This is a genomic window from Streptomyces sp. NPDC060000, from assembly GCF_042737375.1.
Lineage (GTDB): Bacteria > Actinomycetota > Actinomycetes > Streptomycetales > Streptomycetaceae > Streptomyces.
On sequence record NZ_JBHWUU010000023.1, the window covers coordinates 1 to 24,310 of the forward strand.

Consider the following 24,310-nt stretch of genomic DNA (forward strand, 5'->3'; position numbering starts at 1 on the left):
CCGCCAGACCTCCGTGGCGGCCCCGCCTCAGACCCCCGGCCGGCCCCGCCGCCAGACCTCCGTGGCGGCCCCGCCTCAGACCCCCGGCCGGCCCCGCCGCCAGACCTCCGTGGCGGCCCCGCCTCAGACCCCCGGCCGGCCCCCCGGCAGGGTGACCGCTCAGGCAGCCGTGCCCAGCGCTTCCCGGTCCGGTACGTCGTCCGGGTTCACCACCGGCACGGTCACCGGCGCCGGGGCGCTGCGCCCGCGCACCGCGAGGCCGGTGCCGATCGCGGCCGCGACGACCGGGCCGCCGGTCACCAGGGCTCCGCGGGCCCCGGCCGGCTCCCTGAGCGACCCCTGCGAGTCCTTCGACCGGGCCGTCGCCGGCCACGGCTGGTGACCACTCCGGCGGCGGCGTTCAGGCTCCGCCGCCGGAGCGGCCGGTCGGTGGTGGCTGGTCTACTCGTCCGCGTCGTCGCGGGTCGCCCTCGACCTGGGAGGGCGGCGGGTCACCGCACGGCCGGCCCGTGGAGCGGCCCCGCCCGTGGAGCGGCCTCGGTTCCCGCCGGGGCAGGTGACCTGTCTAAGGTTGGAGAGATCACCGCCTGCCCGGGAGTCGCCATGATCGGTCCCCGCCGGAAGCGCTCCACCGACGCCCTCGGCACCATCGAGCCCCCGGGCAACGCCGAGACGGTCGTCGGGGTGCTGTCCGTGACGGTCCTGGTGGAGGTGCTCGGCGTCCTGTCCGGGTCCGAGGTGTGGCTGCTCGGGCTCCTGGTCATCCTGCCCGGCACGGCGTCGGCGCTGTGCACCGTCCAGCAGACGAGGTTCGTCGCCGCCTGGACCACCCTGTTCGTGTCCCTCACCCTGTTCCTGCGGGCCGGTGACGGCGGCCGGTGGCTCGACCGGTCCCTGCTGGTGCTGCTCACCCTCGCCCTGGGAGTCGTCTCCGTCTACGCCTGTCACCGGCGTATCGCGCGCGAGCAGGAGATGCTGCGGCTGCGCACCACCGCCGCCGCCATGCAGCGGCACATCCTGCACCCGCTGCCCCTGCTCACCGACGACGTGCTGGTCAACGGCGTCTACGAACCCGTGCAGGAGGACCGGCTCGTCGGCGGCGACATCTACGACGTCGTCGCCTCGCCCTGGGGCACGCGTGTGCTGATCGGAGACGTGCAGGGCAAGGGACTGGCCGCGGTGGGCGCCGCGTTCGCGGTGATCGGCGCCTTCCGGGAGGCGGCCCACCGGGAGCCCACGCTCACCGCGCTCGTCGACGCCCTGGACGCCGCGGTCGTCCGGCACAACTCCTACGCCGAACAGACCGGCGACGACGAGCGGTTCGTCACCGCCCTCATCATCGGCGTCGACGCGGGCGCGGAGGCGCAGGTCGTCAACTGCGGTCATATTCCGCCCCGGTTGCTGCACGACGGCGCCGTCACCACACCGCCGATGGACTCCGGCGTCCCGCTCGGGCTCGCCGAACTCGCCGTCGAACCCACGACGGTGGACTGGTTCGCGTTCCCGGCCGGCGCGACGCTGGTGCTGACCACCGACGGCCTCACCGAGACCCGCGCCCACGACGGCTCGTTCTACCCGGTCGACGAGCGGCTGATGAAGCACCTCGACCTCTCCCCCACCGAGCTGCCCGTGGCCCTGCACGAGGACGCCCGCGCGTTCGCAGGGTACGACCGCCGGCAGGACGACGTCGCCGTGCTGACCGTCCGCCGGTCACCGCGGCTCTGAGCCCGGCCGTCGTGGCGCGGCGGCGGCCCGTCGCACGTCGCGCGCTCATGACGGACGGAGAGGGGCTGGGGCCATGTCTGGCGTCTCCGGTATCCCTGAAGGCACGGTTCGGGTGCTGATGCTCACGGCCAGGGACGCCTTGGAGCACCGCATCGACGGGCTGTCGGCCGGCGCCGACGACTATGTGACGAAGCCGTTCTCCCTGGAGGAGGCCGTGCTGCGGCCGCGCGCTCTGCTGTGCAGGGCAGGGCCCGCCGGGACTGCCGACCGGGGCCCCGTACGGGTGCTGGGCGATCTCGTGCCGGCCGAGAGACCCGCGAGGTGCGGCGCGGCGGCACGCCGGTCACGCCGACCCGGCCCGGTCCACCGTGCGTGAGTGTGCGGGCCCGCGGTCGGGCGACCGCGGGCCCGTGCGCTCACGGAGGCGGGCGAGGGATGTCTCAGGCCCAGGCGGTCACCGGCACGAAGGAGCTGTCCTGACGGAACAGGTCGGTGCCGTCCGGCTGTTCCACCCGCAGCTGGTAGTTGTAGTGGCGCAGGTAGTAGCCGGGGTAGTTGTACGACTCGAAGCGGATCGAACCGCTCGCCGAGCCCGTCCGGGCGATGAAGGTGGCGTCCTTCGCGAAGGTCGACGTGCCGTCGTTGGCGTCGAAGCGGCCCCGGAAGGAGAAGTGGCGCAGATAGTTGCCGGAGGCGTCGCGGAAGGAGTACGCGTTCGCGTCGGCGAGGCCCGCCACGACGGTGAAGGTGGACGCCTGCTTCTCGGCGGTGGTGCTGGAGCCGGTCACCACGGGCAGGTTGAGCAGCGCGGACTGCTCCTGCCAGTAGCGGGTGGTGTAGTTGCCGGACCGCAGGGAGCGGGTGGCGTTCTTCGTGAGGCTGGGGCCACCGGTCACCGTCTCCTTGATGACCGTGAAGTGCCGTGCCGTGCCCGAGATGCCGGGCAGTGCCTTGGGTGCGCTCCAGGTGGCGAAGGAGTCGTAGCTGTCGCTGTAGTAGTAGTTGCCGTCGCCGTAGCCGTCGAAGAAGATCCGCCAGCCGCCGTTGTCGAGCTGGATGACGGACGGGCCCTCCCGGTAGCTGCCCCAGCCCGCCCAGTCGCCGGTCCTGGTGATCGTGTAGGGGCCTGCGAGGTTCGACGCCGTGCCGTACTCGATGTACTTCGCCGTCTCGTTCTTCGTGAACGCGTGGTACGTCGAGCCGACCTTCACGATGCAGGTGTCGATGTGGTTCGACCCGATGCCGGACAGCGCGACCGGTGAACTCCAGCCGGTGAGCGCGGAGTTGGTGGCCTTCAACAGATACGGGGTGAAGATCCACTCGTCGCTGGTCACCGAGCAGGACACGATGACGTTCACGCTGCCGTCGCTGTCGACGAACCACTCCGGCGCCCAGGCGCGGGACAGGTTGGTGATCGGGACCGTGTAGTCGTACAGGAAGGTCCAGTTGACCCGGTCGGAGCTGCGCGCGAACCCGATGGTGGTGCTGGCGTCCTGCCAGGTGTGGGTGGTGTAGGTGATGTAGTAGTAGCCGTTGGTGTGCTTGAAGACGCTCGCGTCGCGGATGCGGTTGCTCGGCGGGGTGTAGGCGGAGGACTGCACCAGCCGGAAGTCGGTGGCGTCGTCGGACTGGTAGACGTTCACCGTTCCGTCGTCGCTGTTGAGGAACGGCACGATGGTGTAGCGGGTGGCCGAGCCGGCGGCCGGCGCGGCGGCGAGGGCCGTGCCGAGCAGGCCGGGCGCTTCGCCGAGCACCAGGGCCGCGGCGGGCAGCGCGGCCATCGCACGCAGCACGGCACGGCGGGACGGGGTGGAGGGACGTGTCGTCATGGGGCGGCTCTCCTACGGCTCAAGGTTCGAAATTCCGAACGAAGTTCGGAAAGTCGATCAGAAGGTAGGGGTGGGACAGGAGCACGTCAATCCTTTGCGCAGGAACGGACGAGGACTGTGGGACACCTGTGGCGGAGGCGTTCGCCGCCCTTGTGGCGGACGGCCCGACCCCGCCCGCCCGCGCGCCGTTCCGCCATCCGGCCACCAGACGTTACCGTGCGGTAGACATCGTCGTCCCGGAGGTGCCCCCGCATGACGCCCGACCGTGCCGCAGGCCTGACGGCCACCGCCCACGCGCTGGCCGGGGGCGAGATCTCCTCCCGCACCCTCGTCGAGCGGACCCTCGCCCGGATCGAGGCGAGCCAGGGCACCCTCAACGCCTTCCGGATCGTCCGGGCGGAGGCCGCGCTCGCCGAAGCCGAAGCCGCCGACCGGCAGTTGGCGGCCGGGGTGCGAAGGCCGCTGCTCGGAGTCCCCGTCGCCGTCAAGGACGACATGGACGTGGCGGGCGAGCCGACCGCCTTCGGCTGCCAGGGCGCGCACCCGGCGGTCGCCGAGGACGGCGAGGCGGTACGGCGGCTGCGCGCGGCCGGGGCCGTGATCGTCGGCAAGACCAACACCTGCGAGCTGGGCCAGTGGCCGTTCACCGAGGGACCGGCCTTCGGCGCGACCCGCAACCCTTGGCACACCGAGCACACTCCGGGCGGCTCCTCCGGCGGTTCGGCGGCCGCGGTCGCGGCGGGGCTGGTGCCGGCCGCGCTCGGCTCGGACGGCGCCGGCTCGGTGCGCATCCCCGCCTCCTGGACCCATCTGGTCGGCATCAAGCCCCAGCGCGGACGCGTCTCGACCTGGCCGCGCGGCGAGTCCTTCCACGGCATCACGGTCAACGGCACGCTGGCCCGCACGGTCGCGGACGCGGCGCTGCTGCTCGACGCGGCGAGCGGCAACCACGCGCACGACCCGCACCGGCCGCCCGCCGTCGACGCCTCGGCCGCGGTGGGCCGTGACCCCGGCCGGCTGCGGATCGCGCTGTCGCTGAAGCCGCCGTTCACCGCCGTGCCCGCCAGGCTGCGCCCCGAGGTGCGCGCCCGGGTCCTCGAACTCGCCGGGAAACTGGCCGCTCTGGGGCACACCGTCGAGGAGGCCGACCCGCCGTACGGGCAGATCGGCCTCACATTCGTACCCCGGGCGACCGCGGGCATCGCCGAACGCGTCGCCGAGGCGCCCTTCCCCGCGCTCCTGGACCGGCGTACCCGGGGTTCCGCCCGGCTGGGCCGGCTGCTCGGCGGGGTCCCGCTGCGGGCGGCCCGGCGCGCGGAGGCCGTCCTGCACCGCCGGATCGGCGGCTTCTTCGAGAAGTACGACGTGATCCTCGCGCCGACGACCGCCGCTCCCCCGCCGCGCATCGGCGCCATGCTGCACCTGAGCGGATTCGCCACCGACCGCGCCATGATCGCCGCCTGTCCCTACGCCTGGCCGTGGAACGTGCTGGGCTGGCCGGGCGTCAACGTCCCCGCGGGCTTCACGCCCGGTGGACTGCCGGTCGGGGCGCAGTTGCTCGGCCCGGCGAACAGCGAGCCGCTGCTGATCTCGCTCGCCGCCCAGCTGGAGGCGGAGTTGCGCTGGCACGAGCTGTGGCCGCGGGAAGCGGTCGCGGACTCCCCGGCCGGATGAGCGTGTTCCGCCCGTACTCTGTGACCATGGACGATGCGTCGATGGTCGGGCTCATGGGGCGGGTCACCGGGACGATCGGGCCGGGGCTCGTCGGCGAGGTGATCGTCCGGGTGCGCGGCGGGGCCGAGCACTTCCTCGCGCACGCGGCGGACGGCGCCGGCCGCATCGAGTGCGGCACGGTGGTGATGGTGGTGGAGCATCTGCCTCCCAGGACCGTCTACGTCACCCGCGCGTACGACAGTTGAGCTCTCCGCGGCGCAGGTGAGAGCGGTTCTGTACGCCTTCGGGAACGTACGCGTCAAGATTGCAACAAGGTTTCGCCCCCGTCTTCAACCCTGATCCCGGCAGGCGCACACTCCCTTCGTTCGGTGCCGAAAGGGCACCATCAAAAGGGGGCGTATGCCGATGGTTGTCGGCGTCGTTGCGGGGATGGCGGTTGCCGCCGTTCTCGTTGTGATCGGTCTGTTCAAGATGATGTGGCGCGTCGCGGAACCCAACGAGGCACTCGTCATCTCCGGCTCCAACCACCGCACGGAGGGCCTCGAGGCGGGCATGGGTTTCCGCATCGTCACCGGGCGCGGAACACTGGTGATGCCCGGGGTCCAGGTGGTGCGCAAGCTGTCGCTCGACCTGAACGAGACCGAACTGCATGTGGACTGCGCGACGCACCAGGGCATTCCGCTCAAGGTGCGGGGCGTGGTCATCTTCAAGGTGGGCGACGACTTCGTGTCGATCGCCAACGCGGCCCGGCGCTTCCTCGACCAGCAGAAGCTGATGTCGGAGCGGGTGCACAACGTCTTCGCCGGTCATCTGCGGTCCATCGTGGGCGGGTTGACGGTCGAGGAGATGATCCGCGACCGGGAGAAGCTCACCGGGCAGACCCGTGCCGCGTGCGGTACGGAGATGGAGAAGCTGGGCCTGATCGTGGACTCGCTCCAGATCCACGAGATCGAGGACCCGACCGGCTACATACGGAACCTGGCGATGCCGCACGCGGCGGCCGTCCAGCGGGACGCGCGGATCGCGCAGGCGGAGGCGAACCGTCTCGCCACGGAGGCCGAGCAGGCCTCGTTCGCCCGGATGGCGGAGGCCACCCGGGACAGCGAGATCCTTCAGGCCGGTTACCAGGCCGAGCGGGACAAGGCGGCCGCGAAGGCCCGCCAGGCGGGGCCCCTCGCCGACGCGGCCTCCCGGCAGGAGGTCGTCGTCCAGGAGACGCGGGTCGCCGAACTCGAGGCGCATCGGCGTGAGCAGCAACTCCAGGCGGACGTCCGCAAGCCGGCGGACGCGAAGGCCTACGAGAAGCGCACCCTGGCCGAGGCGGAGCGCGACGTCCGGATCTCGGCGGCGCAGGCAAAGGCGAAGGAGACGGAGCTCGCGGCCGCCGCCGAGGCGACCCGGGTGAAGGCCGCCGCCGGCGCCGAGGCCGAGGCGACCAGGACCCGGGGTGAGGCCGGCGCGGCAGCCACCCGGGCCACCGGTGAGGCCGAGGCGGCCGCCGCACAGGCCAGGGGTCTGGCGGAGGCCGAGGCGGCGAGGGCGCGGGGGCTCGCGGAGGCGGAGGCCATCAAGGCCCGGGCCGCCGCGCTCGCCGAGAACCAGGAGGCGGTCGTCGCCCAGCAACTGGCCGAGAACTGGCCGGAGATCGTGAAGGCCGGCGCCTCCGCCTTCGGCAACGTCGACAACATGGTGCTGCTCAACGGCGCCGACGGCATGGCGGACGTGTTCGCCAAGGCGCTCACCATGGGCGGGACGGGACTCGGTCTGGCCCGTCAGCTGCTCGCCTCGATGAACCAGACCGGGCAGTCCCCGAACGGACAGGCCGCGAACGGGACTTCGGCGCTCAACGGGACCGCGGGCCCGCCTTCGCAGAAGGTGCCGATCGAGGAGAAGTGACCCGCTGAGGACGTGGTCACGGGGGCAGCCCTTAAGGTGCCCCCGTGACCGCGTTTACCGATGAAGACGTCCCGGGCCGCTCCGGCCCCTCCGCCACCACCGAGGCCGACCCCCGCGGGGTCGGCCGGGTGCGCACCGAGTACTCCCCCGCGCACGACGGCGACCCGGACCCCGGCGAGATCGTCTGGACCTGGGTTCCCTTCGAGGAGAACGACGGCCGGGGCAAGGACCGCCCGGTGCTCGTCGTGGCCCGGGAGGCGGGCGGGACCTTCCTCGCCGTACAGCTCTCCAGCAAGCGCCACGACGGGGACCGCGAATGGGTGCCGATCGGCAGCGGCCCCTGGGACCGGACCGGGCGGGACTCCTGGGTGGACGCCGACCGTGTCCTGCGGCTGCACGAGGAGGGCATGCGCCGCGAGGCCTGTGCGCTGGACCGGATGAGGTTCAACCTGGTCCGGCACCGGCTGCACGAGCGCTACGGCTGGACCTGAGGGCTCCGCCGGCCGAGCGTCCGCTCGAAGGCACCCAGCACCACGGCCCCGGGCGTCCGGTCCAGCACTCCGAACACCACATGCTCGAACGTCCGCTCGAATCGCCCACCGGGGCCGAGCAACGCCCGGAACGCTCCCGCCACCTGCGCGGGGTCGTTGCGGAACACCCCGCAGCCCCAGGCACCCAGCACCAGGCGCCGGTAGCCGTGGGCGGCGGCCGTCTCCAGGACCCGTTCGGCGCGGACGGCCAGCGCGTGCGGCAGTTCGGACGCGCGCTCCGGGGCCGTCCGCAGCACCACGCCCGCGTTCGGGGCGGCGGAGGTCAGAAAGCCGGCGGCGTAGGGCTCGTCGAGCAGGCGCCCCCGGTCGTCACGGAAGACGGGCACGGCCGGTGAGTGGATGACCCTGTCCGTGTAGAACGGGTCGCGGTGGGCGCGGTGGTGGTCGTAGAACTCCCGGGCCGTGAGCAGGCAGGTGTACAGCGCGGAGGCCCGGCACAGGGCCTCCTCCTGCGCCTGGGCCCCGTTGAGGTAGCCGCCGCCGGGATTGCGCGCCGAGGCGAAGTTCAGCACGGCGACCGGGCCTGCCCCGGCAAGCCGCCCGGCGGCCTCCAGACTGCTCTCACCGGTGACCTCGACGAGCGTGCGCCCGATGAACGAACCCACGGCGCCCGAGCCCCGAGTGGCCGAGCTCCCGGAGCCGGAACCCCTGACCGCTGAACCCTCGGCACCGGAAACCTGGGTGGCCGAGCTCCCGGAGCCGGAACCTCGGGCGGCCGAACCCCTGGCCACCGAACCCTCCGCACCCGAGACCTGGGCGGCCGAGCTCCCGACGGCAATACCCCTGGCGGCCGAAGCCTCGACGCCAGGACCGTCAGCGGCCCGACCTTCGGCGTGCGGGTCACCGGAGCCGCGCACGGGTGCGTTCACGGACCCGCTCGCCGGTACCTCGACCGGTCCCGGACCCACCATCCGCGTCCCCGCCCGGGCGGCCTCGACTGCCGCACGGAGGGAGACCGCGCGCCCGTCGGACGCGCGGTAGGACCCCGCCTCGACGATCGCCTCCGTCTCCCGCGCGATGCCGCGCAGCCGCGCGCTCATGGCGCCACCCCCGTGGACTCCATGGCCGCGCGCCGCGCGGTCACCCCCGCCCCGCCCGCCTCCCCCGTCGTGCTCATACACGCATCGTGAGCGATCCTGGACATCGCGTGCAACAGAGTTTCCCGGGACGGGAATCCTCCGCGGACCGGTCGGAAACGCCTGGAAAACAGCTCGAACCGAATCCCGTATAGACCGTTGTGCACCCTTGTGCGAATCCGTTCGAGGGTTTTGGGTGGGACGAGCGACGCCGGTCCGGCCGCACCGAGGCCGGACCAATGGCATGGTGGAATCTCAGGAGGATCCCGACATGTCCGACTCGGTCAGTCACTGTACCGACGAGACGGAGCCCCGCAGCGCCCTCACCGAAGCCGAGGTGGAGGCCCTGGTCAAGGGGATCTGTTTCAAGACCGGCCCGCCCCGCACCGTCGGGGTCGAGGTGGAATGGCTCATCCACGAGCTGCGCGCGCCGCAGCTCCCCGTCACACCCGAACGGCTCGAAGGGGCGTACGCCGCGCTGCGGACCGTGCCCCTGAGCTCGCCGCTCACCGTCGAACCCGGCGGCCAGCTGGAACTGAGCTCACCGCCCGCCGCCTCCCTCATGGAGTGCGTGGGCATCGTCTCCGCCGATCTGGCCGCCGTCCGCGCGACCCTGAGAGAGCACGGACTCGCTCTCTCCGGCCACGGCACCGACCCCTGGCACACACCCCGGCGGTTCCTGCACGAGCCCCGCTACGACGCCATGGAGGCGTACCTCGACCGCACGGGCCCGGCCGGCCGGGCCATGATGTGCACCTCGGCCTCCGTGCAGGTCTGCCTGGACGCCGGGCACGAGGAACCCGGCCCGCTGGGGCACGGACGGCGCTGGTGGCTCGCGCACACGCTGGGCGCGGTGCTGGTGGCGGCCTTCGCCAACTCCCCGCTGCTCGGCGGCGCCCCCACCGGCTGGCGCTCCACCCGGCAGCTGCTGTGGACGGAGATCGGCGCCGGCCGCGCGGGCGGACCCGCCCTGGCCGGCGATCCGCGCGCGGCGTGGGCCCGGCACGTGCTCGACGCGCCCGTGATGTGCGTCCGGCGCGACAGCGGGCCGTGGGAAGTGCCCGACAGGCTCACGTTCCGGCAGTGGACCCGGACGGGAGCACCCACCCGGGAGGATCTCGACTATCACATCAGCACACTGTTCCCGCCGGTCAGACCGCGCGGCCACCTGGAACTGCGCATGATCGACGCGCAGCCCGGCGACGACGGCTGGATCGTCCCGCTCGCCGTGACGACGGCGCTGTTCGACGACCCGGAGGCCGCCGAGATCGTCTATCGCGCGGTGAAGCCGCTGGCCGAACGGGCCCAGCCGCTGCCGGCTCCGCACAATCCGCTGTGGATCGACGCGGCCCGGTACGCGCTGACCGACCCGGAGCTGCACGAGGTCGCCGTCGCCTGCTTCACCACGGCTGTGCGGGCCCTCCCCCGCCTCGGCGCCACCGAGGCGGTGACGGACGCCGTGACGGACTACCTGGAGCGGTACGTCCGCAGGGGCCGCACTCCGGCCGACGACCAGCTCGACCGCCTGCGCGGCAAGGACACCCGCGCGTACGGGAAGGATCTCCGCCCATGACCGACCCCGCCCTGGCCACCGGGCCCGCGCTGGACGGTGTCGCCCCACAGGCCGAACCGGCCCTGGACGCGGACACCCTCCGGGCCCGTGTGCTCGCCTCCCTCACCACGGCCCGGGAGCGCACCACACTGCTGACCAGTTGCGTCGAGGAGCCGGACCTCATCGCCCAGCACTCCCCCCTGATGTCACCGCTGGTGTGGGACCTCGCCCACATCGGCAACCAGGAGGAGTTGTGGCTGCTGCGCGCGGTGGCCGGCCGTGAGGCGATGCGCCCCGAGATCGACGGCCTGTACGACGCCTTCGAACACTCGCGCGCCGAACGGCCCACCCTGCCCCTGCTGCCGCCCGTGGAGGCCCGCCGGTACGCGGCGGAGGTGCGCGGCCGGGTGATGGACGTGCTGGAGTCGGCCGACTTCGGCGGCACCCGGCTGACGGAGGCGGGTTTCGCCTTCGGGATGATCGCCCAGCACGAACAGCAGCACGACGAGACGATGCTGATCACCCATCAGCTCCGCGTGGGACCGCCGGCCCTCACCGCTCCCGATCCGGAGCCGGTGGGGCTGCACACCGGCCCGGCCGAAGTCCTCGTGCCCGGCGGCCCGTTCACGATGGGCAGCTCCGGGGAGCCCTGGGCGCTGGACAACGAACGGCCCGCGCACCGGCGTGAGGTGGCGTCCTTCCACATCGACACGACCCCGGTGACGAACGGCGCGTACCTGGCGTTCATCGAGGACGGCGGCTACGACGACGAGCGCTGGTGGACGACGGAGGGCTGGGCGCACGTCCGCCGGAGCGGTATCCACGCGCCGCTGTTCTGGCACCGGGACGGCGGGCAGTGGCTGCGCCGCCGGTTCGGAGTCACCGAGGTCGTACCGCCCGACGAGCCGGTACTGCACGTGTGCTGGTACGAGGCCGACGCCTATGCCCGCTGGGCCGGACGCCGGCTGCCGACCGAGGCCGAGTGGGAGAAGGCGGCCCGCTTCGACCCGGCGACGGGCGGCTCGACGCGCTACCCGTGGGGCGACGCCGACCCCGGCCCCGAGCACGCCAACCTGGGCCAGCGTCATTTGCGCCCGGCCCCGGCGGGCAGCTATCCGGCCGGTGAATCCCCGCTCGGAGTAAGGCAGTTGATCGGCGACGTATGGGAGTGGACGTCCAGCGACTTCCTTCCGTACCCCGGTTTCAGGATGTTCCCGTACAAGGAGTACTCGGAGGTGTTCTTCGGCCCCGAGTACAAGGTGCTGCGCGGCGGTTCGTTCGCGGTGGATCCGGTGGCCTGCCGGGGCACGTTCCGCAACTGGGACTACCCGATCCGGCGGCAGATCTTCTCCGGGTTCCGCACGGCCCGCCCGGGAGCCGTCTGATGTGCCGTCACGTGGCGTACCTGGGACCCGTGGAGCCGCTCGGCCGGCTCCTCACGGAGCCACCGCACAGCCTGTACCGCCAGTCGTGGGCGCCCCGGCGGCAGCGGTACGGGACGGTCAACGCCGATGGTTTCGGAGTGGGTTGGTATGCGGAGGGAGACCCGGTACCGGCCCGTTACCGCCGGGCCGGGCCCATCTGGGCGGACCTGTCCTTCGCCGACCTGGCCCGGGTCGTCCGCAGCGGGGCGCTGCTGGCCGCCGTACGGGACGCGACGCTGGCCGGTGCCGACGCGGAGGCCGCTGCGGCGCCGTACGCGGCCGGGACCTGGCTGTTCAGCCACAACGGGGCGGTCCCGGGCTGGCCGGCTTCACTGGAGTCGCTCACCGGTTCCCTGCCCGCCGTGGACCTGCTGTCCATGGAGGCGCGCAACGACTCCGCGTTCGTCTGGGCGCTGGTCCTCGCCAGGCTGCGCGCCGGGGACACGGGGAGCCAGGCCCTGGCGGACACGGTGCTGGAGGTCGCCGCGGCGGCTTCCGGTGCGCGCCTCAACCTGCTCCTCACCGACGGGGAGTCCATCACCGCGACCGCATGGGGCGACACCCTCTGGTATCTGGCGGTGCCCGGCCGGGGCACGGTCGTCGCCTCGGAACCGTACGACGACGATCCGCGCTGGCAGGAGGTCCCCGACCGCACCCTGCTCGCGGCGAGCCGCGCCGACGTCCTGCTCACCCCACTGAAGGAACCGAGCACGGACACGGCATCCGCACCACTCAAGGAGACCGGCAGGTGAGCCCGTTCCACATCATCCGCACCCTGCCCGAGGACGCCACCGCCGCCGCCCTGCGCGCCGACGTCCTGCGCTCCCTTTCGCAATGCCAGTCGACTCCGGCTGGTGACGCAGAGCGCCAGATTCCGACCCGACCTCGAGCGGGGCGTCCGCCCCAAGGGGAGAACCGGGCCTGACTTCTGGCTCCCGCGGTCACTCCAGGTACCCACCGCCACGACGTCGACTGAAACGAGGCAATCATGTCCGGCACCCGCACCTACGGCTACACCGACACCCTCGACGCCGAGCACTACGCCACGGCACTGCGCGCCGATATCCACGGCGGGCTGACGAGCACCCCCAAGTCCACTGCGCCCACGTGGTTCTACGACGCCCGGGGCAGCGAACTCTTCGAGGAGATCACCCAGCTCCCTGAATACCCCTTGTGGAGGGCAGAACTGGGGTTGCTCCAGCTCCACGCTCGGGACGTGGCCGCGCGAACCGGGGCCCGCAGCATGGTCGAGCTCGGATCCGGGAGTTCGACGAAATCCAAGCTGATCATCGAGGCGTTGGGGCCGGCCGACCTGAACTACGTCCCCATCGACGTCAGTGGGGACGCGCTCCATCAGGCAAGCGCCCAACTGGTCCAGGACTATCCGGGGATCCGTCTGCACGCCCTCCGTGCCGACTTCACCGCTCCGCTCGTCCTGCCGACGCTGCCCGCGGGCGGCCCGCGGCTCATCGCCTTTCTCGGCAGCACGCTGGGGAATTTCCGGCGCCCCGCCCGGGGGCCCTTCCTCCGCGGGCTCCGGGACATCATGCGTCCCGAGGACTTCCTCCTGATCGGTGCCGACCTGATCAAGCAGGAGCACGAAATGACCGTCGCCTACGACGACGGTCAGGGCGTCACGGCCGAGTTCAACAAGAACCTGCTGCACGTGTTGAACCACGAACTGGACGCCGACTTCGACCCCGACGCCTTCGACCACGTATCGATGTGGAACGGCGCGGAAAGTCACATCGAGATGAGGCTGCGCAGCCGAGTCGACCAGCTCGTCAAGGTCCGGGAACTTGACCTGGCGGTGCACTTCGGGCGCGGAGAGGAATGGATCACCGAGCGCAGCGCCAAGTTCACCACGGAGGGGCTGCAGGGGGAAATGGCCGAAGCCGGCCTCCGAACGCGTGAACTCTGGGCAGACTCCGACGCCGGCTTCGCGCTGATTCTCGCCACGGCTGAATAGAAACACAGGCCTGCGGCCACATCATCTGGCAGATCAGCGCCCCTCACAGCCAACGGCGACCGAGCTCGTCAGCCTGGCTCATGGACGGCGAATATCGAACAAGGGTCGAGAGGATCACTCTTTCGCGTATCTCTTGGGCGGCGGGCCGGGTCTCGGACAATTCTCAACTCCGCTACCCGGCCCTCCGCACGAAAGGTCGTTCCCGTCCCTGCGCGCTCCCCTGGTGGCGGCGAACCGCCCCAGCCTCCTTCCATACACCCGGCGCGGCGACGTGGTGGGCCTCCTGGCGCCGAACTCGTCACGGTTCGCCGTGGCCTTCCACGGCATTCTGCGGTCCGGTGCCACCGCGGCCACGATCAACGCGTTGTTCAGCGCCCATGACATTGCGTCCTCGACGGCGACGGTGCTGCCGCCACCGGACACCCGAACGCCGACCACCTGCTCGGCCCGGGCGCTGCGGCACCGCAGGTCGACTTCGATCCCGCCACCCACCTGGCGGTGCTGCCCTAAAGCTCCGGAACCACCGGCAACCCCAAGGGCGTCATGCCCACCCACCGCGACCTGGTGGCCAACACGGCGCGGATCCGGCCGCTGCTCGCGATGAAATCCGAGGACAAGATCCTCGCGGTACTGCCCTTCTTCCACAGCTACGGCATGACCATGCTGCTCAACGCGGCGTTGCAGGCGCGGGCGACGCTGGTCGTCATGCCCCGCTCCGAGCTGGCCGACTTCCTGGGCACCGTCCAGAACCACCGGGTCACCTACGGCTTCATCGCGCCATCGGTCGCGGTGGCGCCGGCCAAGCGAACACGGCGTGTCCCGCGGGCAGTCCGTGTCCGCGCAGAACGGTGTGGTCGGCCTGGTGGCTCGACTTGCCGCTGGATCTGGCCGGTGTCCCAGACCCTCTCATCGTCCAGGCGGTGGGTCACGCCAAGGGTCGGGTATCAACGCTGCCGCTGAGGTTCCTCGCGGTGACGGCCGCGCTCTACGGGCGCTCGGTCATCGCTCACACCTCCAGCACCAACCGCTCTCCTTCCGGTGCACGCGAGACGCAGGGCAGCATGGCGCCCTCCGCACGTTCGGTGGCCGTGAGCCGACGGTCACGATGATCGACATGGCCATGGGCCACCCTTACCCGGCAGGTGCCGCAGAACCCCTGGCGGCAGGAGAACGGCATGTCCGGCAGGGCCTCGTGGAGAACATCCAGGGCGGAGCGGTCGTACGGCACCGGCAGAACCCGTCCGGTGTCGCCCAGCTGCAGTTCGAAGGGACGGCCGTCCGTGATCGGGGCCGGGGCGAAGCGCTCGAAGTGCAGGGCTGACGCGCGGCTGCCACCGAACGCGCGCCGAACGCCGTCGATCATGGGCGCGGGCCCGCAGCAGTACACCGCACCCGCCGCCGGGATCGAGCTCAACAGATCGGCTGCTTCGGGCACGCCGGACTCGTCGTCAGGACGGATGGAGACCCGGCCAGGGGCTGCGGCCGCGAGTTCGGCCAGCTCTGCCGCGAAGGGCATCGAGCCGCGGTTGCGGCCGGTGTGCACGAGCCTCCAGTCCAGCCCGCGTCGGGCGGCTTCCCGGGCCATCGGCAGGATCGGGGTGATTCCGATGCCGCCCGCGATGAGCAGGACCGATGCTTCGGCGGCGAAGGGGAAGGCGTTCCGGGGCGCGGTGACGGCGACCCGCACACCGTCTCCGAGGGTGTCGTGAACCTCGGCCGAACCGCCTCCGCCGTTGGCGACGCGGCGCACCGCGATGCGGTACCGGTACCGGTCGGCAGGGTCTCCGCACAGGGAGAACTGCCGCTTGCGGCCGGAGGGCAGGTGCACTTCGATGTGGGCACCGGGCTGCCAGGGCGGCAGCATGGCCCCGTCGGGTGCTGCCAGCCGCAGGGAGACGACATCCTCGGCCTCCTGGTGCCTGGCGGCGACCACCAGTTCCCGGATCGCGGGCATCTCGGTGGCCGGCGGGCGCCTGGGAGGAGTGCCGCGCCGCGCGAGGCGCGTGACCGCGTTGTCGCTGAAAGCCTCCAGCTTCCGCATGAAGGAGTCGCCGCGCGGTCGGCCGTACAGGTCCGGCGGCCGAGAGAGGGGTGTGCTGATGTCCATGGGATGCCTTGCTGGTTGCTGAGTCATTGGGCAGCAGCTCGGGCAGCGGGGGACGCCGCCAGGTAGGCGACCGCCTGCTGGGTCGAGCCCTCCTGGGTCGGGTGGTAGCCGGGGCGGAAGTAGCGCAGCACCGAGCGGGCGAACGCGCCCGGTGGCGGCAACAGGTCCTTGCGGGCGGCGGCCAGGTAGTCGCGGAAGCGGACCTCGACCCGCTCGTCGAGTTCGGGGTCGGCGCTCATAAGGAAGCGGACTCCGCGGATCCAAAGCCGGGTCAGCACCGGAGCGGTGACGAGCATGCCGGCCACTCGGCGCCGGTACCGGGGATCGAGGTGCACCAGCAGGTCGAACGCCACCGAACGGTGTTCGACCTCCTCCGCGCCGTGCCAGCGGAACAGATCGAGCATCGCGGGGTCCGCGCCGGCCTGGTCCAGGTGCCCGTTGCTGAGAATCCAGTGCCCCATGTACGCGGTGAAGTGCTCGAAGGCCGCTATCAGGGCAAGCCGTTGGAGGAGGTGCGCGTGGGTGGCGGCCGGCGTCAGCTCCGGCCGGTCTCCCAGCACCCTTCGGAAGATCCATTCGGACTGCAGGGTGTACGGAGCCGGGTCCAGCCCCTTGGTGAGCAGGTGCTCCAGGACCTCCTGGTGCGCCTCGGCGTGCATCGCTTCCTGGCCGATGAAGCCGCGTACGTCCTCGCGCAGCCGGTCGTCGGTGATCAGTGGCAGTGCCTGCTCGAAGGTGCGCACGAACCAGCGTTCGAGCTCGGGGAGCATGAGGTGGAGCACATCGAAGGTGTGGGTCGCGAAGGGCTCACCCGGCAGCCAGTGCAGCGGGGTGGCGCCCCAGTCGAAGGTGACGTCCCGGGGTTGCAGCACCAGGTCGTGGTGGTCGATGGGCTCGGACGGACTCTCCGGGTGGGCATGTGCGGCTCGGAACATGACAGGTTCCTCCTCCGTCGGCGATCGGTGTGTGCGGAAGGGCGGTCAGGCAGTCATCCAGTACTGCTGGCCTGTTGGGCTGTTGGGCTGTCAGATCGGGTGCGCGGTGTGGTCCGGACTCCGGCGGGAGGCGTCTTCGATGCGGCGGGCGAATTCCGCGATCCGGGACGCGACCTCCTCGGGGTGGCTGAGCTGTACCCAGTGCCCGGCGTCGATCGGGCGCCGTTGTATCCGGCGCGTCCAGTGCTCCACTCCGTACGACAGCACCGGGGTCACGCAGAAGTCGCGGGTGGGGATGATGAGTTGAATCGGGACGGTGGTCGGCCGGTCCCGGGGACGCAGCAGGCGGGGCAGCACGTTGGCGCGGTACAGCGCGGTGCCGGACACGGCGTCGCGGGCCAGCGTCGGCGCGGGGTAGGGGGTGTGCTCGGGTACGCCTTGGGAGCCGGTGAGGAAGGCGCGCCAGCGGTGTCCCAGTGCTCTCCAGGTCAGGGCGGGCAGGAGCGGGAGATGGAAGTAGGCGATGTACCAGGACCGTGCGGCCTGCCGCAGCATCTTCGGCAGATCCGGATGCCGCGGCCGAAGGCGGGCCCGGATCAAGTGGCCGACGTGGTCCAGGCAGGGTCCGGAGATGGAGGTGAACGAGGCGATCCGCCCGGCCAGGCGGGTGCCGGTGACCGACTCCCAGGAGTGGATCGACCCCCAGTCGTGTCCGACCAGGTGCACCGGGCGGTCGGGGCTCACGGCGTCGAGAACCGCCTCAAGGTCGGCTTCCAGGCGGGACATCCGGTAGGCGCGCAGCCCCCTGGGCCGGTGGGAGGCACCGGCTCCCCGCACGTCGAAGGCGGTGACGTGGAAGTGGTCGGCCAGGCGCTCGGCGACTGGGCGCCAGACGGCGCTGGTGTCCGGATAGCCGTGGACCAGCACCACCGGAGGAGCCGTGGAGGCTCCCCATTGGTAGGCGGCCAGCTCCACGCCGTCCGCGGCGATCCGGCGGGCGGCCGGGCCGGTCATCGGCCACCGCTGGCAGGCGTCAACTCGCCGTAGTTCAGACCGCCGTGGAAGAAGCTGGGCAGCACCGGCCAGTGCCGCTTGAAGGGGGCCAGCTCCGAGGAGGGCAGGATCTGCAGCCAGCGTGGATCGCGTCGGCTGGGGCTGGCGAGGGTCTTCTCCTTGACCATGGAGTCGTACTGGTCGAGAGAGTCCTCCAGTGTGTTGGCGTTGGGCACCACCTCATGGCCGTAGAACGCGGCGTGGCGGCGCACCCCGGGGATGCGGGAGAGCTCGGGCTGCCAGTTGTCGGCCGAGATGCCGTTCTCGGAGGAGACCCACACCCCGTCCGGGGTGTTCAGCACCAGGGAGTGGTTGCCGTCCGTATGGCCGGGGGTCCACAGCAGGCTGACGCCGACGCCGAGTTCGACATCGCCGTCGAAGGCGGTGACGCGCTCGGGCGGTACCCCGTCCATGCCTCCGTCGACGTACCAGGCCCACTGCATCGGATGCGTCGATTCGAAGGTGCCCAGCTCCCTGCGGTGCACCAACAACCGGGCGCGCGGGAACAGCGCTTCGCGGGGCGCCCGTTCGCCGGGAATGGTGCTGGTGCTTCCCATGATCATGCGCACGTCCTGGACGTGCAGGTGGTCGAAGCTGACGAAGTCCACGTCCTCGGGTCGCAGACCGCAGGAGGGCAGGACGGTGTTCGGGTCCTGGTAGAAGCGGGCGAAGACGTGCTCGGTGAGAAAGTCCCCCGCCAGACGCTTGAGCTGGGCGTAGAACGGCGCTTGAGCCGTTCCGGCGGCGACGGTCGGCTCCCACACCAGTGTTTTCGGCTCACCGTCGAAGCCGTCGAACTGTACGACGAGCATCCGGTTGACGATGCTCACGAACGGGTTGACGGCGAGCGCGGCGCCGTGGAAGCCGAACCGGGTCGGGTACGGGGCGGCGGCGATGTCGAAACTGCGGACGGCGTGGATGCGGCCCTGCTGGACGAACCGCTCACGGTAGGTGGCCGCGGCGCCGCGCACGGCGCGCAGCCGGTCACCGCGGGGCCATACCTCGTGGACCCCTCCGAATTCGGGGATGGGACGCGGAGCGGCGGCGTCCTGGGCCTTCGTCGCGCTGGGCGCCGGCTTGGGCGTGGTGGTCACGGGCTCAACTTTCGGGATGGCGGGCGGTCCGGGTGCGCTGCTCGTAGGCCGCGCGGACCGACCGGTCGGGCAGGGCGGCGAGCTGGTCGGGGACGAGGAGGTGATGCAGGGCGTCGCGGGCCCGGCCCGGCAGCACCGCGGCCAACCGGGTCAGGGCGGCCACCTGGCGGGGAACGAAGACCTCGAACCGCGGGCGCAGCACGACGTCGAGCACCGCGTCGGCCACCTGATCTGCCGTCAGGCGTCGGGTGGGTCCGGTCGCGGTGCCCACGGCCAGCTCGGTGTCCACGACGCCGGGCATCACCAAGGACACGTGCACGCCGGTGCCGCGCAGTTCGGCGCGGACGGCTGTGCTGTAGCCGTGGATGGCGTGCTTCGTCGCCGCGTAGGTCGCCTCGCCGGCCGGGGCGACCTTGCTGGCGGCGGAGGCAATGTTCACCACGTGGCCGCGACCGCGTTTCCGCATCCCCGGGATCATGAGTTTCATCCCCCGCAGTACGCCGTGGACGTTGACGTCGAACTGGCGCAGGGCGGCTTCCTCCGGTTCCTCCTCGAAGGGGCCCACCCACATGATTCCGGCGTTGTTGACCAGTACGTCGATCGGCCCCAGCCGGGTCTCGACGGTGCGCAGGAAGTCTTCGAAGGAAGGTGTGTCGGTGACGTCGAGAGACAGCCCGAGCAGTCGGCCACCGGGATGCGCGCCGATGGCACCAGCCGCCTCCATGGCGACCTCCGCGTCGAGGTCGCCGATCGCCACGGCCGCTCCGGCCGCGGCGAGCCGGGCCGCGACGGCACGCCCGATTCCGCGGCCCGCCCCGGTGACCGCGATCACCCGTCCGGTCAGCGGTTGTGTGCGGGGGAGCCTGTCGCGGTCTCTTCGGCTGGACGTGTACGGGTATTTGGGCGGTGCTGCCACGGTCGAGCCCCTTTCTTGCCCTGAGCATGAGCGGAACGCCGAGCGGCAAGCGGCCCCCACGCGTGTCTGACACGATGCCATGTCAGATGAACTGACAAGCTAGAGTGTCAGTTCGGAGCACACCGGTGTCAACACCTCTGCGAAGGGGAGAAATGACCGGCACACAGACCGCTGGGCGGCGCTACGGCGGGCGCGATGCGGCGCAACGACAGCAGGAGCGCCGCACCCGCCTCATCCAGGCGGGCCTCGACATGTTCGGCACGGTCGGATACGCCTCAGCCTCCGTCAAGCAGGTGTGCTCGCATGCCGGACTGACCGAGCGCTACTTCTACGAGTCGTTCCGCGACCGTGAAGACCTTCTCGCCGGGGTCTACAACGAGCTGATCACTGCGATCCAAGCCGAAACCGCGCAGGCCGCAGCCGCTGCCGCACCCGATGTCGACGCCCAGCTGCGCGCCGGCCTCGAGGTGTTCATCCGCACACTGGCCGGCGACGCCCGCATGGCCCGCCTGGTGCTCATCGAGGTCGTGGGCGCCAGTCCCCGCCTCGAAGTACGGCGCCGTGAGGTCCTGCACGAATTCGCCGCCATGGTCGCCGCCGTCGTCGGACCGCTCCCTGACCCGGAAGCCTCCTCCAGCCGGCTCACCATGACCGCGATGAGTCTGGTCGGCGGAGTCAACGAACTCCTCGTGGACTGGACGCTGGGCCACCAGAACGCCACCGTCGAGGAACTGATCGACCTGTGCTACACCCTGTTCACCGCGGCCTACCGAGCCATCAGCGATCAGCCCTGATCCCGCAGGCCCGGATTCCTTCAGGAGCTTCCGCACCGGACGGCAGCCCACGCCCCCTGCTCACCGGCCCGGCGCACGGGCTCGTGCCCGTCTCACCGGACGCCGCCGAGGGCTTCTACCGCCTGGTGGCTGCCGCGGCGGCGTATCCCCGCATCTGCATCTGGAGCGTTTCGGGGTGCGCCGAGACCGGCCGCGTGTAACCGATCGCCATTGAGCTGCTCATGGCACGGGAGGCCTGCTCGCACCCCTCATCCTTGGCCACGCTCTCGAACGCCAGGCGGGCGTTCGTTTGCAAGCACTTCTTCCGTGCTCCGCGTCAAGGCGGCGGCGATCGCCTTCTCGCCCGGGAAGAGTCGGAAGAGGTACGGCTGCGTGACACCGACACGCCTGGCGATCGCCCTGGCAGAGGTGCCGTAGTAGCCCTTGAGCGCGAACTCGCGATCGCAGCGCGGGGATGACGCTCCCGCGTCTCTCCTGCCTGCTCATCCGGCGCATGCCCTGCCGACGGGCGCCGGCCAGCTCAAGCCGAAGCCGGCCGGTGACGCGGCCCGGGATCAGTTCCCTGCTTGAGCTTGCGCAGTGGAAACCGACCGGTTTACAGTGAGGGCATGGGGAAACCGATCGGTTTCTCAGCGAGTTCGGGAGCGCATGATGACGACAAATCGACCGGTGGCCCTCGTGACGGGCGCGTCCTCCGGCATCGGCAAGCAGACCGCCCTCGCGCTGGTCGCGGCGGGTTTCGAGGTGGCCGGCACCGGCCGCGACACCTCACGCGTCACCCCGCTCCAGGGCGTGACGTTCTTCGACCTCGACGTGGTCAGTGACAAGTCGGTCACCGCCGTGGTCCAGCAGGTGATCGACCGGTTCGGGCGGATCGACGTCCTGGTCAACAACGCCGGCATCGGCTCGATCGGCGCGGCCGAGGAAACCTCACTCGCACAGGCGCAGGGTGTCTTCGACATCAACGTCTTCGGGGTCATGCGCATGGTGAAGGAGGTCCTGCCACACATGCGCGCCCAGGGACGCGGCCGCATCATCAACCTCTCGTCCGTACAGGGCTTCATCCCCGCTCCCTACATGGCCGTCTACGGCGCGTCCAAGCACGCGATCGAGGGCTACTCCCAGTCCCTGGATCACGAGGTCCGCCAGTACGGCGTCCGCTCGCTCCTCGTCGAACCCGCCTACACCAACACCGGATTCGAGGCCAACAGCGCCAAGCCCGACACCCCCTTGCAGACCTACGCCGACCAGCGGCACGTCTTCGACCGCCTGATGACAGAGGCGATCAAGAGCGGTGACGACCCCGCCGTCGTCGCCAAGGCGATCGTCACGGCTGCCACCGACACCAAGCCGAAGCTGCGCTACGCCGCCGGTCCCATGGCCGGACGCGCACGCATGCTCCGCTTCGCTCCCGCCTGGGTCCTGGACAAGCAGATCCGCACGATGAACAAGCTCACCGGCTGACACCCGCCACCCCGCGCACCCCGTCCACCAAGCACGTCGGCACCCGCACATCCCATCGCGCCGCCGATACCGCGAGAGACCCATGCCCGAGACCCGGCACTCCGCCGCCGCCACCGTCGCGAGCTGGCGCTCCGCCGAGGAACGCGGGGACGTCGACGCCGCGGTCGCGTGCCTGAGCCGGGACGAGGGATCTGACCAGCTGCGGGAAGAAGGCTCCGACAACGTCGCTCGGGCTGCGGCGTGTGCAGGCTGCGGGACCCCGTGTGTCCGCAGGACGGCCGCCGACCGGAGCTCAGCGCAGGCCGGCGAAGAGGTCGTTCTCGGGCAGGGGCGCGCCGGTGGTGTCATGGACCCGGACGAACGTCTCCACGCCCATGAGCTGCGTGAACCTCTCCTTGCCCATCCGCAGGAAGAAGATGTTCTCACTCTGGCTGGCATGCGCGGCCAGCGCGTCGAACTTCTGGCCGCCGAACTCAGTGGTGTCCACCCACGTGGAGATCTCCTCGTCGGGGAGGCCGATTTCGGGCCCCTCGCCGGCCTCGGACGAACCCGGCTCCTCCCAGTCCGCGCCGAACTCGCGCATGATCTGCCCGAACTTCTCCATCATCGAGCGCGGCGCCGTCGTCCAGTACACCTTCGACGCCATCCCGGTCAGCGACAGCGCTGCCATCGTGATCCGGTTCGCCTGGATGTGATCGGGGTGGCCGTAGAACCCGTTCTCGTCGTAGGTCACGACGACATCGGGCTCGTAACGCAGCATCAGTTCGGCCAGCCGAGCGGCTGCCTCATCCACGGGCGTACTCCAGAACGATCCGGGTGCGGTGTTGGCCGGCCAGCCCATCATCCCGGAGTCGGCGTATCCGAGCAGCTCGAGATGACCGATCCCCAGGACGTCACAGCTCGCTTCGAGCTCGCCGCGACGCATCACGGCAACGGCAGCTGGATCATGCCCGGGGTCGCCCGGCTTGGCGCCCCCCGGACCGTCACCGCAGCTACCGTCGGTGCACGTGACGAGCACCGTGCGGATGCCCTCCGCCGCATAACGCGCCAGGACACCCCCTGTTCCCGTAGCTTCGTCGTCCGGGTGGGCGTGCACTGCCATCAGAGTCAAAGCCCGGTCAGCCATGAAATCCACCCCTCGTCGGTCAAGCGATCGAAGCCAGTCTGCGGCACAGCGGTACGTGACAGCCCGCAGCCCACCGAGTCCGTCCGGTGTCCCGCAGGATCCGACCGGCCTGATCATTTCAGAACTGATCATTTCAGAAGGGCCCCCACCGGATAGACCGGCCACGGCAGCGGGGACTCACGTACCACCTCGCGGAACGCGACCCGAAAGAGTCCCACTGAACCGTACGTTCAGGCCCGGAGCGATCCCGGGTCCGGACTCACGGCACGTCCGCGGACCCCTGAACCTTCCCCTCGCTCACTCGCCACCCCGCTACCAATACCCCCAGGGCCCGCTCATAGCAGTCGGCGACCGCGAGCCCGGGCGGCTCGTTCCCCGACAGCACCAGGGACACCAGGCCATGGGCCGTTCCCCAGACCGACAGCGCGATGACCTCCGGGTCGGACTCCGGACTGAACTGCCCTGCCTGCTGTCCGCGCCGCACGGCGTCGACGAGGGGCCGGTAGGTCTCGATGGCCTCACGCGGCCTCTCCGACTCCGACCCGGACGGGCACTGGACGCTGCGGTCGGAGAAGAGGATCGCGTAGAGATGCGGGTTGGCGATGGCGTATTCGCGATAGACGAGCCCAAGTCGGATCACGTCGCCCGCCGGGTCGTCCGTGGGACGGATGGCTGCCAGGCGTGCGACGAAGAGCCGCGCGGCCTCCTCGTACAGGCTGCTGAGCAGACCCGCCTTGTTGCCGAACAGCGAGTAGACCGCCGTGGTCGAGGTCTTCACGTCCGCAGCGAGCTGTCGCAGGCTCAGCGCGGCAGTGCCGCGGTCGAAGACCGTGGCGGCCGCGCGGTGCAGGAGCCGGAGCCGGAGTGCTTCGTCATGTGTCTTGAGCCTGGCCATGGCGCCATCGTATTGCAACGCCGTTACGAATGCTTCTCGGTATCACCTTGGCTTGCCGTCGTCCGCTGCACCCCGCGTCAGGACCCGCCGCTTCCGAACGAGCTCCTCTTGCATACCAGCAGGTCAGGACAGAGGAGCTCGACCCCTCTCCGGATGAGAGGTGTGCAACTGTGTTGCATCGAGCAATGAAAACGCTGTTACGGTTCATTCGGCGCCGACCTTCGAACGGT

General features: G+C 70.9%; 23 protein-coding genes and 2 pseudogenes. 14 read left to right on the forward strand and 11 right to left on the reverse strand.

Annotated features, from left to right (window positions below; translation table 11 throughout):
* Nucleotides 1–159: 159 nt before the first annotated feature.
* Complete coding sequence (locus ACFWBB_RS14555; protein ID WP_385270870.1) at nt 160–300, reverse strand: hypothetical protein; 141 nt, start codon at nt 298–300, stop codon at nt 160–162.
* A gap of 303 nt (nt 301–603) precedes the next feature.
* On the opposite strand from ACFWBB_RS14555, the gene ACFWBB_RS14560 reads away from it, so the two are divergent.
* On the forward strand, nt 604–1,725 hold the full coding sequence (locus tag ACFWBB_RS14560) for a PP2C family protein-serine/threonine phosphatase (protein ID WP_385270873.1): 1,122 nt from the start codon (nt 604–606) through the stop codon (nt 1,723–1,725).
* Between the two features lie 112 nt (nt 1,726–1,837).
* Nucleotides 1,838–2,079: pseudogene (locus ACFWBB_RS14565) on the forward strand (DNA-binding response regulator); the annotation flags it as partial.
* Between the two features lie 86 nt (nt 2,080–2,165).
* Here ACFWBB_RS14565 and ACFWBB_RS14570 read toward each other — a convergent pair.
* Nucleotides 2,166–3,554 (reverse strand): glycoside hydrolase family 43 protein, encoded by a 1,389-nt coding sequence (locus tag ACFWBB_RS14570; protein WP_385270876.1) that lies wholly within the window; start codon nt 3,552–3,554, stop codon nt 2,166–2,168.
* A gap of 252 nt (nt 3,555–3,806) precedes the next feature.
* Between ACFWBB_RS14570 and ACFWBB_RS14575 the strand changes: the two genes are divergently transcribed.
* The 4 genes from ACFWBB_RS14575 to ACFWBB_RS14590 all read left to right on the forward strand — a co-directional run bounded on the left by ACFWBB_RS14575 (nt 3,807) and on the right by ACFWBB_RS14590 (nt 7,615).
* On the forward strand, nt 3,807–5,228 hold the full coding sequence (locus ACFWBB_RS14575) for an amidase (RefSeq protein WP_385270878.1): 1,422 nt from the start codon (nt 3,807–3,809) through the stop codon (nt 5,226–5,228).
* A gap of 26 nt (nt 5,229–5,254) precedes the next feature.
* Nucleotides 5,255–5,473, forward strand: a complete 219-nt coding sequence (locus ACFWBB_RS14580; RefSeq protein WP_174855754.1) for a hypothetical protein — start codon at nt 5,255–5,257, stop codon at nt 5,471–5,473.
* Nucleotides 5,474–5,627: 154 nt separating this feature from the next.
* The gene (locus ACFWBB_RS14585; protein ID WP_385270881.1) at nt 5,628–7,124 is read left to right on the forward strand and encodes an SPFH domain-containing protein; all 1,497 of its coding nucleotides are present in this window, start codon (nt 5,628–5,630) and stop codon (nt 7,122–7,124) included.
* 44 nt (nt 7,125–7,168) lie between these two features.
* On the forward strand, nt 7,169–7,615 hold the full coding sequence (locus tag ACFWBB_RS14590; RefSeq protein WP_385270884.1) for a type II toxin-antitoxin system PemK/MazF family toxin: 447 nt from the start codon (nt 7,169–7,171) through the stop codon (nt 7,613–7,615).
* On the opposite strand, the gene ACFWBB_RS14595 is transcribed toward ACFWBB_RS14590, so the two are convergent.
* Complete coding sequence (locus ACFWBB_RS14595; RefSeq protein WP_385270887.1) at nt 7,600–8,997, reverse strand: TIGR02452 family protein; 1,398 nt, start codon at nt 8,995–8,997, stop codon at nt 7,600–7,602. The two genes, ACFWBB_RS14590 and ACFWBB_RS14595, sit on opposite strands and share 16 nt — an antisense overlap.
* Nucleotides 8,998–9,022: 25 nt before the next feature.
* On the opposite strand from ACFWBB_RS14595, the gene egtA reads away from it, so the two are divergent.
* The 6 genes and pseudogenes from egtA to ACFWBB_RS14625 form a co-directional block, all read left to right on the forward strand.
* The gene (gene egtA / locus ACFWBB_RS14600) at nt 9,023–10,324 is read left to right on the forward strand and encodes an ergothioneine biosynthesis glutamate--cysteine ligase EgtA (protein ID WP_385270890.1); all 1,302 of its coding nucleotides are present in this window, start codon (nt 9,023–9,025) and stop codon (nt 10,322–10,324) included.
* Entirely contained in the window at nt 10,321–11,688 is a 1,368-nt protein-coding gene (gene egtB, locus ACFWBB_RS14605) for an ergothioneine biosynthesis protein EgtB (RefSeq protein WP_385270893.1), read from the forward strand. Before egtA ends, egtB begins: the two co-directional genes overlap by 4 nt.
* On the forward strand, nt 11,688–12,479 hold the full coding sequence (gene egtC, locus ACFWBB_RS14610) for an ergothioneine biosynthesis protein EgtC (protein ID WP_385270896.1): 792 nt from the start codon (nt 11,688–11,690) through the stop codon (nt 12,477–12,479). The genes egtB and egtC overlap by 1 nt, the downstream gene beginning before the upstream one ends.
* A 236-nt stretch (nt 12,480–12,715) precedes the next feature.
* Nucleotides 12,716–13,696, forward strand: a complete 981-nt coding sequence (gene egtD / locus ACFWBB_RS14615) for an L-histidine N(alpha)-methyltransferase (RefSeq protein WP_385270899.1) — start codon at nt 12,716–12,718, stop codon at nt 13,694–13,696.
* 271 nt (nt 13,697–13,967) lie between these two features.
* The gene (locus ACFWBB_RS14620; protein ID WP_385271114.1) at nt 13,968–14,300 is read left to right on the forward strand and encodes a hypothetical protein; all 333 of its coding nucleotides are present in this window, start codon (nt 13,968–13,970) and stop codon (nt 14,298–14,300) included.
* A pseudogene (locus ACFWBB_RS14625) lies at nt 14,219–14,656 on the forward strand (AMP-binding protein); the annotation flags it as partial. The gene ACFWBB_RS14620 and the pseudogene ACFWBB_RS14625, both read left to right, overlap by 82 nt.
* Nucleotides 14,657–14,702: 46 nt before the next feature.
* Here ACFWBB_RS14625 and ACFWBB_RS14630 read toward each other — a convergent pair.
* From ACFWBB_RS14630 to ACFWBB_RS14650, 5 genes are all read right to left on the reverse strand, one after another.
* The gene (locus ACFWBB_RS14630) at nt 14,703–15,803 is read right to left on the reverse strand and encodes a PDR/VanB family oxidoreductase (RefSeq protein WP_385270903.1); all 1,101 of its coding nucleotides are present in this window, start codon (nt 15,801–15,803) and stop codon (nt 14,703–14,705) included.
* Nucleotides 15,804–15,826: 23 nt separating this feature from the next.
* The gene (locus ACFWBB_RS14635) at nt 15,827–16,738 is read right to left on the reverse strand and encodes a metal-dependent hydrolase (RefSeq protein WP_385270906.1); all 912 of its coding nucleotides are present in this window, start codon (nt 16,736–16,738) and stop codon (nt 15,827–15,829) included.
* A gap of 90 nt (nt 16,739–16,828) precedes the next feature.
* A complete protein-coding gene (locus ACFWBB_RS14640; protein ID WP_385270909.1) occupies nt 16,829–17,752 on the reverse strand; it encodes an alpha/beta fold hydrolase in 924 nt (307 codons plus the stop codon).
* Entirely contained in the window at nt 17,749–18,885 is a 1,137-nt protein-coding gene (locus ACFWBB_RS14645) for a hypothetical protein (RefSeq protein ID WP_385270912.1), read from the reverse strand. Before ACFWBB_RS14645 ends, ACFWBB_RS14640 begins: the two co-directional genes overlap by 4 nt.
* 4 nt (nt 18,886–18,889) lie before the next feature.
* The gene (locus ACFWBB_RS14650; protein ID WP_385270915.1) at nt 18,890–19,801 is read right to left on the reverse strand and encodes an SDR family oxidoreductase; all 912 of its coding nucleotides are present in this window, start codon (nt 19,799–19,801) and stop codon (nt 18,890–18,892) included.
* Nucleotides 19,802–19,953: 152 nt separating this feature from the next.
* Between ACFWBB_RS14650 and ACFWBB_RS14655 the strand changes: the two genes are divergently transcribed.
* Nucleotides 19,954–20,595 (forward strand): TetR/AcrR family transcriptional regulator, encoded by a 642-nt coding sequence (locus tag ACFWBB_RS14655; protein WP_385270918.1) that lies wholly within the window; start codon nt 19,954–19,956, stop codon nt 20,593–20,595.
* Between the two features lie 248 nt (nt 20,596–20,843).
* On the opposite strand, the gene ACFWBB_RS14660 is transcribed toward ACFWBB_RS14655, so the two are convergent.
* Nucleotides 20,844–20,990 carry a hypothetical protein gene (locus ACFWBB_RS14660; RefSeq protein WP_385271117.1) on the reverse strand — a complete coding sequence of 49 codons (147 nt, stop codon included), beginning with the start codon at nt 20,988–20,990 and terminating at the stop codon, nt 20,844–20,846.
* A 256-nt stretch (nt 20,991–21,246) separates the two neighbouring features.
* Here ACFWBB_RS14660 and ACFWBB_RS14665 point away from each other — a divergent pair, with 256 nt between their 5' ends.
* Nucleotides 21,247–22,059 carry an oxidoreductase gene (locus tag ACFWBB_RS14665; protein WP_385270921.1) on the forward strand — a complete coding sequence of 271 codons (813 nt, stop codon included), beginning with the start codon at nt 21,247–21,249 and terminating at the stop codon, nt 22,057–22,059.
* Between the two features lie 292 nt (nt 22,060–22,351).
* Here ACFWBB_RS14665 and ACFWBB_RS14670 read toward each other — a convergent pair whose 3' ends face one another.
* Entirely contained in the window at nt 22,352–23,185 is an 834-nt protein-coding gene (locus tag ACFWBB_RS14670) for a PIG-L family deacetylase (protein WP_385271120.1), read from the reverse strand.
* A 259-nt stretch (nt 23,186–23,444) separates the two neighbouring features.
* A complete protein-coding gene (locus ACFWBB_RS14675; RefSeq protein WP_385270924.1) occupies nt 23,445–24,080 on the reverse strand; it encodes a TetR/AcrR family transcriptional regulator in 636 nt (211 codons plus the stop codon).
* Nucleotides 24,081–24,310 lie beyond the last annotated feature (230 nt).